This window comes from Streptomyces sp. A0958 (assembly GCF_004795035.1).
Lineage (GTDB): Bacteria > Actinomycetota > Actinomycetes > Streptomycetales > Streptomycetaceae > Streptomyces.
Window position 1 is genome coordinate 119,666 of sequence record NZ_SSBK01000014.1, and the last position, 13,339, is coordinate 133,004.

Consider the following 13,339-nt stretch of genomic DNA (forward strand, 5'->3'; position numbering starts at 1 on the left):
TCATCCCGGAGGGGATGCTCGGCGGTGCCGTCCTCCTTGGTTACCGGTCATTCCGCCAGGGTCGCCTCTCGCGGCCTCATTGGCTATGGGGAGGGGTGACTTCACTCACTTCGACCACACTTCGGCGGGCCGCGTTCTCCACCCTGCCGCCGGCCCCGGAGGCCACCGCCTCGTACGGCCCGACGGTGTCGCCGGCGTCCACGACCCTCTCGGCCCGGTCGCCCTCCACCGATCCAATCCCCCTTCTGCGGTCCACCTTTGACATCTCGCACGGCCCGGGGCGCCTGCATGCGCGGCTCCCTGACCGCTCCTCACGTCTCCCACCCGGTACTGACAATCGAATCCCCGGCGAGGGCGCGGCCTCTGAGCGCCCCGGGCGACGGGTACGTAAGCTGTGCCTCGTCAGGCGTACCAGGCAGCGGGGATGGGCAGACATGGCGATGATGCGGCTCCGGCGCGAGGACCCGCGTGTCGTCGGCTCGTTCAGGCTGCACCGGCGGCTCGGGGCCGGCGGGATGGGTGTCGTCTACCTCGGCTCGGACCGCCGGGGCCAGCGGGTGGCGCTGAAGGTGATCCGCCCGGACCTGGCGGAGGATCAGGAGTTCCGTTCGCGGTTCGCTCGCGAGGTCTCCGCCGCCCGCCGGATTCGCGGCGGATGCACGGCACGGCTGGTGGCCGCCGATCTGGAGGCGGACCGTCCGTGGTTCGCCACGCAGTACGTGCCGGGCCCCTCGTTGCACGACAAGGTGGCCGAGGAGGGCCCGCTGTCGGCCGCCGAGGTGGCCTCGATCGGCGCCGCGCTCTCCGAGGGCCTGGTGGCGGTGCACGAGGCCGGTGTCGTCCACCGCGACCTGAAGCCGTCGAACATCCTCCTCTCCCCCAAGGGCCCCCGGATCATCGACTTCGGGATCGCCTGGGCGACGGGCGCCTCCACGCTGACGCACGTCGGTACGGCGGTGGGCTCGCCCGGCTTCCTCGCCCCCGAGCAGGTCCGGGGCGCGGCGGTGACCCCCGCGACGGACGTCTTCTCGCTCGGGGCCACACTGGCGTACGCGGCGATGGCCGACTCCCCCTTCGGGCACGGAAGTTCCGAGGTCATGCTCTACCGCGTGGTGCACGAGGAGCCTCAGCTGTTCGACGTGCACGACGCGCTCGCGCCTCTGCTGAGCGCCTGTCTGGCGAAGGACCCTGAGGAGCGCCCGAGCACGCTCCAGCTGTCGATGCGGCTCAAGGAGATCGCGGCGCGGGAGGCCCAGGGGCTGCACGAGAGCCGGCCACCCGTCCAGCGTTCGGCGCAGGAGGCGGACCGGCCGACCGGCCGTCTGGACGGCCCGTACACGGAGCAGCAGACCCGCCGGGCCGCCGGTCCCGCTCCCGGGACGCGTCCGCAGAACCGGCCGTCGTCGCGTCCAGCCCCGTCCCGCACCGGCGGCGGGCGTCCGTCGCAGCAGCCGCCGCGCGGGGCGACCCGTCCCGGCAGGCGTCCGCAGGGCACCAACGGGACGAACGGCAGGCCGCGTACGCGACCGGGGACCCGGACGACCTCGACCGGCCGGCGCCCGGCCAACCCCCGGCTGCTGCGGCAGCGGCTCGTCGTCTTCGTGGTGGTGACGCTGCTGGTGGCGCTGGGGATCGCGGCGGCGCAGGGCTGCCAGGGTCCGGCCCGGGGCCTGGGCGCGGACCTCGGCCACGGCGGGGGTCAGAGCCAGGCGCAGGACCGGTAGCGGGGTCCGGTTCTAGCTTTCCGGGCGGCCCGTCGCCACCGCGTAGAAGGCGACCGCTGCGGCGGCGCCGACGTTCAGTGAGTCCACGCCGTGGGCCATCGGGATGCGTACCCACTCGTCGGCGGCGACGAGGGCCTGGGTGGAGAGGCCGTCGCCCTCGGCGCCGAGCATCAGGGCCACCTGGTCCATCCGGTGCGGCGCCGCCTCCTCGATGCTGCTGGCCTTCTCGTCGGGGGTCAGCGCGAGCAGCGTGAAACCGGCCTCGCGTACGGTCTCCAGGGCCTTGGGCCAGGTGTCGAGTCGGGCGTACGGGACGGAGAAGACCGCGCCCATCGAGACCTTGACGGAACGCCGGTACAGCGGGTCGGCGCAGTCCGGGGAGAGCAGGACGGCGTCCATGCCGAGGGCGGCGGCGCTGCGGAAGATCGCCCCGATGTTGGTGTGGTCGTTGACGGCCTCCATGACGACCACCCGGCGGGCGGTGCGCAGCAGTTCGTCGGCGGTCGGCAGGGGCTTGCGCTGCATGGAGGCGAGGGCGCCGCGGTGCACGTGGTAGCCGGTGACGCGCTCGGCGAGCTCCGGGCTGACCGCGTACACGGGGGCCGGGACCTCGTCGATGACGTCGCGCATCAGGTCGATCCACTTCGCCGAGAGCAGCATGGAGCGCATCTCGTACCCGGCGTGCCGGGCGCGTCTGATCACCTTCTCCCCCTCGGCGATGAAGAGGCCCTCGGCGGGCTCCCGTCTGCGCCGGAGTTCCACATCGGTCAGGCCGGTGTAGTCGCTCAGGCGGGGGTCGTCGGGGTCGTCGACGGTGATGAGATCAGCCACGGTTTGATACTGCCTTGTCCGGTGTGTGGTGCCAACGGTCTGGAGGAGATCCGTTACCGCTGGTTACCTGGCGGTCGGTGCGGTGGCCGGGCCGACCGCGACGACGTCGCCGATGACGATGACTGCGGGCGGGCGGACGTCCTCGGCGGCCACGCGCTCGGCGACGGTCGCGAGGGTCGCGTCGACGCGGCGCTGGGCGGCCGTCGTCCCTTCCTGGACGAGGGCGACCGGGGTCTCGGGGGACCTGCCGTGTTCGACGAGCGCGCGCGCGATGGCCCCGATCTTGTCGACGGCCATCAGGAGCACCAGCGTGCCGCGCAGCCGGGCGACGGCCTCCCAGTCGACCAGCGAACGCTCGTCGTCGGGGGCGACGTGGCCGCTGACCACGGTGAATTCGTGGGCGACGCCTCGGTGGGTGACGGGGATACCGGCCGCGCCGGGCACCGAGATCGAACTGGAGATACCGGGGACGACCGTGCACGGGATGCCCTCGGCGGCGAGCGCCTGCGCCTCCTCCATGCCCCGGCCGAAGACGAACGGGTCGCCGCCCTTGAGCCGGACGACCGCCTTGCCCGCCTTGGCGTGCTCGATCAGGGCGTTGTTGATGGCCTCCTGCGCCATGTAGCGCCCGTACGGGATCTTCGCGGCGTCGATCACCTCGACGTGCGGCGGGAGTTCGTCCAGCAGGTCGCGCGGGCCGAGCCGGTCGGCGATGACGACGTCCGCCTCGGCGAGGAGGCGGCGGCCGCGGACGGTGATCAGGTCGGGGTCGCCGGGCCCGCCGCCGACCAGGGCGACGCCGGCGGTCCGGGTGCGGTGGTGCGGGGCGGCGATGCTGCCGTCGCGCAGGCCCTCGACGATCGCGTCGCGGACGGCCGCCGAGTGGCGCGGGTCGCGGCCGTGCGCGCCGGCGGTGAGCACGGCGACGGTCACGCCCTCGCTGCGGCCGGTGGCCGGGGTCCAGGCGGTGGCGGCTTCCGCGTCGTCGCTGCGGACGCACCAGGTACGGGTGCGCTCGGCCTCGGCGGAGGCGGCGTCGTTGGCCACCGGGTCGTCGGTCGCGATGAGCGCGTACCAGGTGTCGGTGAGGTCGCCGTCGGCGTACGGGCGGCGCTCCCAGCGGATCTCACCGGCGTCGGCCATCGCCTCGACGGACGCGGTGGCGGAGGGGGACACGAGGACGATGTCGGCTCCGGCCGCGATGAGGGCGGGGAGACGGCGCTGCGCGACCTGGCCGCCACCGACGACGACTACGCGGCGCCCGCTCAGGCGCAGTCCGACGGGGTAAGCGGGGCGATCGGCGTGCTCGGCCATGGCGGTGCGGGCTCCTCGTGCGATGCGGGGTGCGCGGCCGCTGCGGCGGTGGAGCGGCTGTGACGTGCGGGGTTCACGATACGGGGTGGGCGGGGCGGGGGGTGGGGTGCGGGGCTTGGTGGGTGCGGGGGTGGGCGCCAGCGGCGGGCTTGTACCCTCCCCGCCCCTGCCCGTAACCGGGGCTCCGCCCCGGACCCCGCTCCTCAAGCGCCGGAGGGGCTGGATCTCCGCCGACGCTTGAGGAGCGGGGTGTCCGCTACTTCTCAGTTACGCCCGCCGAGTCGAACGTTGCCACCTCGTGCATCGCGCGGGCCGCGCTCTGCACGATCGGCAGGGCCAGCAGGGCGCCGGTTCCCTCGCCGAGGCGGAGGTCGAGGTCGACCAGGGGGCGCAGGCCCAGCTTGTTGAGGGCGGCCACGTGGCCGGGCTCGGCGCTGCGGTGGCCCGCGATGCATGCCGCCAGGGCCTCCGGGGCGATCGCACGGGCCACCAGGGCGGCCGCTCCCGCGCTCACGCCGTCGAGGATCACCGGCGTACGGAGCGACGCCCCGCCCAGGAGGAACCCGGCCATCGCCGCGTGCTCCAGGCCCCCGACGGCCGCCAGCACGCCGATCGGGTCCGCCGGGTCCGGCTGGTGCAGTTCGAGGGCGCGGCGCACCACGTCGATCTTGCGCGCGTGCATCTCGTCGTTGATGCCCGTGCCCCGGCCCGTCACCTCGGCCGGGTCCATCCCCGTGTACACACAGATCAGCGCCGCCGACGCCGTCGTGTTGGCGATGCCCATCTCGCCCGTCAGCAGGGCCTTGTTGCCGGCCGCTACCAGATCGCGGGCGGTCTCGATGCCCACCTCGATCGCCGCGTGGACCTCCTCGCGGGTGAGCGCGGGCCCCGTCGTGAAGTCCGCAGTGCCGGCCCGCACCTTGCGGGGCAGCAGACCCGGCGTCGCGGGCAGGTCCGCCACCGCGCCGACGTCGACCACGCACACCTCGGCGCCGACCTGCGCCGCGAAGGCGTTGCAGACCGCGCCGCCGCCGAGCATGTTCGCGATCATCTGGCCCGTGACCTCCTGCGGCCACGCCGTGACGCCCTGCGCGTGCACCCCGTGGTCGCCCGCGAAGACCGCGACGGCCGCGGGCTCGGGGATCGGCGGCGGGCACATCCGGGACAGTCCCGCGAGCTGCGCCGAGATGATCTCCAGCATGCCGAGCGCACCGGCCGGCTTGGTCATCCGCTTCTGGCGCTCCCACGCCTCGCCCAGCGCCTTGGCGTCCAGCGGCCGGATGTTGGCGATCGTCTCCTGGAGCAGGTCGTGCGGCGCCTCGCCGGGCAGCGCGCGGCGACCGTACGTCTCCTCGTGCACGACCCACGACAGCGGACGCCTCTTCGACCAGCCCGCCTGCATCAGCTCGGGGTCCTCCGGGAACTCGTCCACGTACCCCACGCACAGGTACGCCACGACCTCCAGCTGCTCCGGCAGCCCCAGCGCCCGCACCATCTCGCGCTCGTCGAAGAAGCTCACCCAGCCGACCCCGAGGCCTTCCGCGCGTGCCGCCAGCCACAGGTTCTCCACGGCCAGCGCCGAGGAGTACGGAGCCATCTGCGGCTGCGTGTGCCGGCCCAGCGTGTGGCGGCCGCCCCGCGTCGGGTCCGCGGTGACCACGATGTTGACCGGTGTGTCGAGGATCGCCTCGATCTTCAGTTCCTTGAACTGCTTCGCCCGGGCCTTCGGCAGCGACTTGGCGTACGCGTCCCGCTGCTGCTGCGCCAGCTCGTGCATCGAGCGGCGCGTCTCCGCGGACCGGATGACGACGAAGTCCCACGGCTGCGAGTGCCCCACGCTGGGCGCGGTGTGCGCCGCTTCCAGGACGCGCAGCAGCACCTCGTGCGGGATGGGGTCGCTGCGGAAGCCGTTACGGATGTCGCGGCGCTCCCGCATCACACGCAGGACGGCCTCGCGCTCGGCGTCGTCGTACCCCGGTGCGGGCGGCGAGGCGACAGGCATCTCTTCCGGCCCCGCCTCATTGGAGCCGGATTCGGGCTCGGGTTCGGATTCGGAGTCGGGCCCAGCCTCTTCGGTCCGGGGAGCCTCCGGGGCCTCGGGGGCGGCAAGTGCCTCCGGGACGGCGGGGGCCTCGGCGACCTCGGGAGCTTCTTCGGGAACTTCTGTGGAGACCTCTGCGGGCTGCGGGGCCGGGGTGGGCTCGTTGAGCTCGGTGGTCTCGGGGGACCCGGTGACCTCGGCGGGTCCAGCCGTTCCGGCGACATCAACAGAAACCGTGGCCTCGGCAGAAACAGTGGCCTCAGCAGAAACCGCGACCTCCGGGGAAGCCGTGGCCTCCGGAAACTCGGTGGTCTCGGCGGCCACAGGAGCTGCGGCGGCCTCAGGCGTCACCGCGGCCTCGATGGGCTCAGCAGCCTCAGGAAACCCGACGACCTCAGCAGCCTCAGGAGACCCGATGACCTCAGCAGCCACCGGCGCCTCAGCGCCCTCAGCGGCCTCCGGTGCCCCCGTCGTCTCCGGGACCTCAGCAGCAGTCGGGGCCCCGGCCACCGGCTCCGGGGCGGCGGCCGGCGTGGTCGGCGCTTCCGGCTCCTGTACCCGCTCCGCCGCGGCCGGCACCTCCGCCTGTACGGGCTCCGCCGGCACCGCCTCGTCGCTGAGGTCCGGGGTCTCGATGACCTCGGGCCCCTGCTCGGGCTCCGGCTCCGTGGCCGCGGGCTCGGCGACCGGCGCCGGGACCACCGCCTCGGGCTGTATCGACTGCTCGGCCACCGGGGCGGGGGCCGCGGGCGCCGACACGAGAGCGGGCGCGGCCTCCTGCACGGGGGCCGGCTCCGCGACCGCCGCCATCGCGTCCTCGGACGCCGGCGCCTCGGCCACGACCGGCTGATCCACGGGTGCGGCCACCGCCGCGGCTGCTTCCACCACCGCGGCCGGCTCCTCCGCCGCGTCGGCGGCCACCGGTTCCGGGACGACCGTTTCTGCTGCGGGGGCCGGGGTCACGGGCTCCGGGGCCGTCCACTGGTGGGCGTTCTGCGGCGGGATCTCGCCGAGCTGGGGGCCCGGGAGCCGCGCCTGCTCGTCGGACGGGACCTCGAAGTACTCGGGTTCGGCGGTCGCCGGGCCCGCATGGCGGGCGGGCGACGGGGCGGGAGCCTGCGCCTGCGCCTGCGGCGCTCCGGCCGGGCCGCGGTCGGCGAGCGAGCGGACCACGCCGACGCCCGACGTACCGCCGTAGGACGGCTCGGGCGAGGCCGGGCCGCGGTGCAGCGGGCGGCGCACGGTGGCCTGGGGCTGCGGGGCGGCGGGGGCGGGGGCGGTAACGCGTACGGCACCGAGGTCGACGGAGCCGGAATCGCGGCCACCGGACTCGTGGGTGCCGGACTCGTGGGTGCCCCGGCCGGTCTCCGGCAGCGGCTCGGCGGCGGCCTGCTGCATCGCGTACGCCGGGACCTGCTCCTGGAGCTGGACGGGGCCCTGGGCGTGCGGCTGCGGGGCCTGCGCCGGCTGGTGGACGCCCTGCCCGGCCGTACCGTCCACGAAGTGGCCGGGGGCCGGGGCGGGCTGGGGCTCGCCCCAGGCGCCCTGCGCGCTCGGCATCAGCAGGAGGTCGTCGTCCTCGGGTGTGTGTGCGGAGGGTTCGAGGTAGGTGTAGGAGTCGGGGGCGGGGGCTCCCGGCTGCTCCACCATGCCTGCGTTCTCCGGCAGTCCCTCACCCGGAACCCGGCCGGTGTCACTCATGCGTTCCCCTCGCCCATCGTCAGTGCTCCTTCGGCCCTTCGCCCGGGACGCCCGAACACGGCACGCCGGTACTCGTCCAGTGGAACGAGCTGGCGCGCCGCGCGGCACGAATCGGTCGCGGACATCCTGCATTCTCGCGGTCGTTCGTTGCCGCGGCAGGTCATTTCGCCACGGCTCACTGTGGACTGCGCCACGTTGCGCGTCCCAGGGTTCTGCCGTACCACAGCGAGGGCCAAAACGGTCCCCTTTTCCGGACATTGATGAACGAAGCGACGAACATCCCGGAGCGGTGCGACGATCGGCCAGCCTACCTCGCACCGTGTCCGGACGGGTCAGGGGGCAAGGTCCGAACGCAGTGCGGACAGCAGAAACACGACCGTGCGTTCGCGCTCCGACCATGCGGACGTGTCGAGTTCGACGGACTGGAGGAGCGAGCAGGCGACCGTATAGCCGTTTCCGGCCAGGGCGGCGCCCAGGGCCTCGGCCTCGTCGCGGGTGGAGGCGTGGGTGACGATCCGCTCCGGGCGGCGGTCGGCCACGGCGGTGACGACGGGGACGCCGCCGCCTCCGATGCGTACGACATCGGGTTCGGGCAGCCGTTCCAGTACGTGCGGGGCGCGGCCCTCGACGACCTGGAGCTGGACGCCGAAGGCGCGGGCGGCCGCGGTGGTGCGGGCGCAGGCGGCGGGGTCGCTGTCCACGGCCAGGACCGCCGCGCCGAACCGGGCCGCCTCCACGGCCAGGGCGCCGCCGCCGGAGCCGATGTCCCAGAGGAGGTCGCCGGTGCGGGGGCCGAGGTGGGCGAGCTGGGCGGCGCGCAAAACCGGGCCCTCGCCCTCGCCGCTCTCCCCCGCCGGGCGGGCGCCGGTGTCCTGGTAGGCGTCGGCGGGCAGGGCCCAGCCTCGTACGCCCAGGGGGTGGGCGGGGTGGCGGCCGGCGATCCAGGCGCCCTCGGCCTGCCGCTCGGGGCCGCCGCCGATGACGATGACGACGTTGGGGTCGCGCCAGACGTGGTCGGCGGCCGTGTCGGAGGTGACGACGGTGACCTGTTCGCGGTCGGTGCCCAGTTCCTCGCAGATGACGAAGGTGCGGTGCACGCCTTCCAGGAGCAGGGCGAGTTCGGCGGGGCCCGCGCCGGGCGAGGTGAGGACGGCGACCTTGTGGTGGGCGCGGCAGACGTTCACGGCGCGGCGCAGGGTGCGGGGGTGGGCGACGACCGTCTGGGCGTCCTCCCACGGCATGCCGGCCCGGGCGAATGCGGTGGCGACGGAGGAGACGGCCGGGACCACCTCGACCTCCAGGCCGTATTCGGGGGCGCGCAGGGTGCGGACGACGCCGAAGAAGCCGGGGTCGCCGTCGGCGAGGACGACGGCGCTGCCGCGGTGGCCGGCGATCCGGCGGGCGGCGAGGTCGATCGAGCCGAGGCGGATGCGTTCCGCGTCCCGGGGCACTTCCGGCAGTGCGAGGTGGTGGGCGGCGCCGGCCACCAGGGTGGCGGCCGAGAGTGCGGCGGTGGCCGCTCTGGTCAGCGGTGAGCCGTCCCAGCCGATCACTGTGACCCGGTCGGCCATCTTGGTGTCATTCTCCTGGAGTCGTCGCAGGCGGGGGCGGGGTACCCGGGAGCGGGCAGGGTGAGGTTACCCGGTCCCCGCCGGGGCGGCGAGAGCCCCCCGAGGCCCCGTGCCGGTCAGTTCCAGTCGTTGTACGTGCCGTACCCGCCGGCGTCGGCGAGCTGTTCGGCGACGCCTTCGAGGTCCTCGGGGAGCAGGCCCCAGACGATCAGATCGGTCCTGATGTCGGTCCAGCCTCCGTCCTCGGTCTGTGAGCGCGCTATACGGGCGTTGCGCAGGACGCCCTCGCTGATGCAGCCGAGCTTCTGCGCGACCTGCTGGGAGGCGGTGTTGTCGGCGGCGGTGCGCAGTTCGATCCGCTCGAAGCCCTGGTCGCGGAAGATCCACTGGGCGAGGGCGAGGACGGACTCGGTGGCGTATCCCTCGCCGCGGGCCCAGGGGGCGGTGATGTAGTCGGCCTCGGTGGCGAGGGTGCGCCAGTCGGTGTGGTGCAGGCGTACCGAGCCGACGAGGCGCTGGGTGAGGAACTCGGTGACGGCCAGGGCGATTCCGTCGCCCTTGGTGCGGTGTGCAGGAGCGATCCTGCGCACCCAGCGTTCGGCGTCGGTCCGCGTGTAGGGGTGGGGGGCGTCGGTCCAGGCCGTGACGAGCTCGTCGTTCATCATCTCGATGTACGCGGGAATGTCCGCCATGTCGAATGGGCGCAGCACCAACCGGTCCGTGCTGATGGAGATGTCCGGGAAGGTGGAAGTCATGCGCAGCTCCATGCCGAAGACCGTGTAAATGCACAGCATGCAGCATCGGGGGGAGGGCGTGCATGGCCGGGTCGGTACGGCGGAGCCCCGCACCCCCCGGGCGGGGTGTGCGGGGCTCGTCGGGCAAGTGCCGTGCGCAGGTCAGGACTTGGTGTCGCCGAAGGCCGGGATGACCGAGCCCTGGTAGGTGTCCTCGATGAACTTCTTGACCTCGTCGGAGTGGAGGAGCTTCACGAGCTTCTGGACGCGGGCGTCCTTCTCGTTGCCCTTCTTCACCGCGATGATGTTGGCGTACGGGTTGCCGTCGGCCTTCTCCAGGACGAGAGCGTCCTTCGCCGGCTTGAGCTTGGCCTCGATGGCGTAGTTGCCGTTGATGACGGCGGCGTCCACGTCGTTCAGGGCGCGCGGGACCGTGGCGGCCTCCAGCTCCTTGAACTTCAGGCCCTTCTTGTCGGTGATGTCGCTCAGCTTGGCGCTGGTGCCGACGCCGTCCTTGAGGGTGATGAGGCCGTTCTCGGCGAGCAGCTGGAGCGCGCGGCCCTCGTTGGTGGTGTCGTTGGGGACGGCGATGGTCTGGCCGGACTTGATGCCGTCGAGGCCCTTGACCTTCTTGGAATAGAGGCCGAGGGGTTCCAGGTGGACGGTGCCGACGGAGACCAGATGGGTGTCGTTCTTCTGGTTGAAGTCGTCCAGGTAGGGCTGGTGCTGGAAGAAGTTGGCGTCGACCTGGCCGGTCTCGGTGGCGGTGTTCGGCAGGACGTAGTCCGTGAACTCCTTGACCTCCAGCTTGAGGCCGGCCTTCTCGGCCAGGTTCTTCTTGACGAAGCCGAGGATGTCGGCGTGCGGCGTCGGGGACGCGGCGACGACGAGGGCCTTGGAGCTGTCGGCGGCGGTGCCGCTCTTGGACGCCGGGTCGGAGTCCGTGCCGCAGGCGGTGAGGCCGAAGGCGAGGGCGGCGGTCGCGGCGGCAGCGGCGGTGTACTTGCTGGTGTTACGCACGAAAAGTGCCTCTTTCGGTGGTGATGGTGGTGCGCCCGGACAAGGAGTGCGGGCTTGTGGGGACGGGAAGTCTCAGGAGGTGCGGCCGCGGCGGGCCAGCAGGCGCACGGCTACGTCGCCGATGATCTGGACCACGGTCACGATGACGATCAGCAGCGCGACGGTGATCAGCATGAACCGGTTGTCGAAGCGCTGGAATCCGTAGGTGACGGCCTTGGAGCCGAGCCCTTCGCCGCCGACCGCGCCGGCCATCGCGGAGTAGCCGATGAGCACGATGACGGTGGTCGTGATGGCGGAGACCAGGGACGGCAGGGCCTGCGGGAGGAGGACCTTGCGGACGATCGTCGGGATGGAACCGCCCATGGACTGGACGGCTTCCACGAGTCCGTGGTCGACCTCGCGCACCGCGGTCTCGACCAGCCGGGCGAAGAACGGGATGGCACCGACGGCGAGCGGCACGATCATCGCGGTGGGCCCGATGAAGGTGCCGACGACCCAGGTGGTGAACGGGATCAGGGCGATCAGCAGGATGATGAAGGGCAGCGAACGCCCGATGTTCACGATCACGCCGACGATCTTGTTCACCGGGGTGTTCTGCAGGAGCCCGCCCTTGTCGGTGAGGACCAGCAGGACGCCGAGCGGCAGCCCGACCAGGACGGTGACGAAGGCCGACCACAGCACCATGTAGAGGGTGTCGACGGTGCCCTGAGTGAGCAGCGGCTGCATTTCGGACCAGGTCACTTCGCCGCCTCCTTGGTGAGCGGTGCGGGGGCGGGTGCGGGGGCAGGTGCGGGCGCGGTCGTTCCGTCGACGAGTTCGGCCTGCAGGCCCAGCTCGCGCAGGAAGCCGATCGGGACGACGTTCTCCTCGAACCGGCCGGGCAGTTCGATGCGCATGCGCCCGATCTGCTTGCCGCCGACGGTGTCCATCGCGGCGCCGAGGATCGAGATGTCGATGTTGTACGTACGGGAGAGCTGCGAGATCACCGGGCGGGCGGCGGCGTCGCCGTGGAAGGTGACGTCGACCACGGTCCGGTCGGGTCCGGAGGCGGCGCCGCCGACGGGGAACAGCTCGTGGGCCAGTTCGGAGCCGGGGGTGGCGAGGAGTTCGCCGACGGTGCCGGACTCGACGACGCGGCCCTTGCGCATCAGCGCGGCGGAGTCGCAGATCGTCTTGACGACGTCCATCTCGTGCGTGATGAGCAGGACGGTGAGGCCGAGCTGCCGGTTGAGGTCGCGCAGCAGCTGGAGGATGGAGCGGGTGGTCTCGGGGTCCAGGGCGGAGGTCGCCTCGTCGGAGAGGAGCACCTTGGGGTCGCCGGCGAGTGCGCGGGCGATGCCGACGCGCTGCTTCTGGCCGCCGGAGAGCTGGCCCGGGTAGGACTTGGCCTTGTCGGCGAGGCCGACCAGGTCGAGGAGTTCGAGGGCCTTGCGGGACCGTTCGCGGCCGGTGACGCCGAGGATCTCCAGCGGGAGTTCGATGTTGCGCTGGACGGTGCGGGAGGCCAGGAGGTTGAAGTGCTGGAAGACCATGCCGATGCGGCTGCGCGCCTCACGCAGTTCCTTGCCGGCGCGGCGGCCCCGGCCCGCGAGAGCCGTGAGGTCCTGGCCGGCCACGGTCACGGTGCCGGAGGTGGGGCGCTCCAGGAGGTTGACGCAGCGGATCAGGGAGGACTTACCGGCGCCGCTGCGGCCGATGACGCCGTACACCTCGCCCTCGCGGACGTGCAGGTCGACGCCGTCCAGGGCGGTGACCTCGCGGTCGCGCGACTGGTAGACCTTCGTGAGGCCCGTCGTGGTGATCACAGGGGTTTCCGTCACTGTCGAGTGCGCGGCGCGGTGTCCGCCGGGCACGGGGCATTCATCCGGAGGGGACTGTTCCGGACATTTCGATCGGACGTTCCGAGCGGGTTCCCGGGGCGGCCGGGCGCGGCGGTGGCCGCGCGGCCGGGCGCCCGTGCGGGCTCGTTCCGCTGGTGCGGACGGCCGGGAGTGGGTCTCGCTTCGGGGCGCGAGGCTCGGTCGTGGGCCCTCAGAAGGCGCGCATTCGACCCGTACAACGAGCACCGGGCGTCGTGATCGCCTCGGTCGCAAGGGTGCGGCTGCTCGTCGTGGTCATGGGCCCCAGTAAAACAGACGTAACGTTCCGCCCGGACCGCCTGTCCGGATAGCGGACGGCCGTGGACGGTGCGTGGGCTGCGGCTCCGTCTGCGCGACGCATTCCGGCCGCACCGCTCTGACCTGCACCGATATGGCCGCCTGACGGCCCGTGGCGGGGTCTCCCGGCGGGCCGGACGCGCCGGGCGCTGTGGTCAAGGCCACGGTCGCCGGCCGGGGCACCCGCCCCCGTACCGTCCGTACCGGCCCGCGGGCAGCGGGGGCGGGCCGCGGATTCCCCGGGCGC

Annotated in this window: 9 protein-coding genes; 1 reads left to right on the forward strand and 8 read right to left on the reverse strand. The window is 72.9% G+C overall.

The window, feature by feature from the left end:
- Window positions 1-434 precede the first annotated feature (434 nt).
- Window positions 435-1,724: a serine/threonine-protein kinase gene (locus E6P78_RS16690; protein ID WP_136204379.1), complete on the forward strand. Its 1,290-nt coding sequence runs from the start codon at window positions 435-437 to the stop codon at window positions 1,722-1,724.
- A gap of 12 nt (window positions 1,725-1,736) precedes the next feature.
- Here E6P78_RS16690 and E6P78_RS16695 read toward each other — a convergent pair whose 3' ends face one another.
- From E6P78_RS16695 to E6P78_RS16730, 8 genes are all read right to left on the reverse strand, one after another.
- Entirely contained in the window at window positions 1,737-2,555 is an 819-nt protein-coding gene (locus E6P78_RS16695; protein WP_136204380.1) for an RNA methyltransferase, read from the reverse strand.
- Between the two features lie 63 nt (window positions 2,556-2,618).
- On the reverse strand, window positions 2,619-3,869 hold the full coding sequence (gene cobA, locus E6P78_RS16700; RefSeq protein ID WP_136204381.1) for a uroporphyrinogen-III C-methyltransferase: 1,251 nt from the start codon (window positions 3,867-3,869) through the stop codon (window positions 2,619-2,621).
- 256 nt (window positions 3,870-4,125) lie between these two features.
- Window positions 4,126-7,611, reverse strand: coding sequence for a nicotinate-nucleotide--dimethylbenzimidazole phosphoribosyltransferase (gene cobT, locus E6P78_RS16705; protein WP_136204382.1), 3,486 nt, complete (start codon window positions 7,609-7,611; stop codon window positions 4,126-4,128).
- A 332-nt stretch (window positions 7,612-7,943) separates the two neighbouring features.
- Window positions 7,944-9,182, reverse strand: a complete 1,239-nt coding sequence (gene cbiE, locus E6P78_RS16710; protein WP_136204383.1) for a precorrin-6y C5,15-methyltransferase (decarboxylating) subunit CbiE — start codon at window positions 9,180-9,182, stop codon at window positions 7,944-7,946.
- A 116-nt stretch (window positions 9,183-9,298) separates the two neighbouring features.
- Complete coding sequence (locus E6P78_RS16715) at window positions 9,299-9,976, reverse strand: GNAT family N-acetyltransferase (RefSeq protein ID WP_136204384.1); 678 nt, start codon at window positions 9,974-9,976, stop codon at window positions 9,299-9,301.
- 102 nt (window positions 9,977-10,078) lie between these two features.
- A complete protein-coding gene (locus E6P78_RS16720) occupies window positions 10,079-10,936 on the reverse strand; it encodes a MetQ/NlpA family ABC transporter substrate-binding protein (protein ID WP_136204385.1) in 858 nt (285 codons plus the stop codon).
- Between the two features lie 72 nt (window positions 10,937-11,008).
- A complete protein-coding gene (locus E6P78_RS16725) occupies window positions 11,009-11,677 on the reverse strand; it encodes a methionine ABC transporter permease (RefSeq protein ID WP_136204386.1) in 669 nt (222 codons plus the stop codon).
- On the reverse strand, window positions 11,674-12,741 hold the full coding sequence (locus E6P78_RS16730) for an ATP-binding cassette domain-containing protein (RefSeq protein WP_136204387.1): 1,068 nt from the start codon (window positions 12,739-12,741) through the stop codon (window positions 11,674-11,676). The genes E6P78_RS16725 and E6P78_RS16730 overlap by 4 nt, the downstream gene beginning before the upstream one ends.
- Window positions 12,742-13,339 lie beyond the last annotated feature (598 nt).

What these genes read in the sequence shown, in the direction of transcription:
- E6P78_RS16690 (WP_136204379.1), top strand. Translation starts at nt 435, where the DNA reads ATGGCGATGATGCGGCTCCGGCGCGAGGACCCGCGTGTCGTCGGCTCG.
- cobA (WP_136204381.1), bottom strand. Translation starts at nt 3,869, where the DNA reads ATGGCCGAGCACGCCGATCGCCCCGCTTACCCCGTCGGACTGCGCCTG.
- cobT (WP_136204382.1), bottom strand. Translation starts at nt 7,611, where the DNA reads ATGAGTGACACCGGCCGGGTTCCGGGTGAGGGACTGCCGGAGAACGCA.
- cbiE (WP_136204383.1), bottom strand. Translation starts at nt 9,182, where the DNA reads ATGGCCGACCGGGTCACAGTGATCGGCTGGGACGGCTCACCGCTGACC.
- E6P78_RS16715 (WP_136204384.1), bottom strand. Translation starts at nt 9,976, where the DNA reads ATGCTGTGCATTTACACGGTCTTCGGCATGGAGCTGCGCATGACTTCC.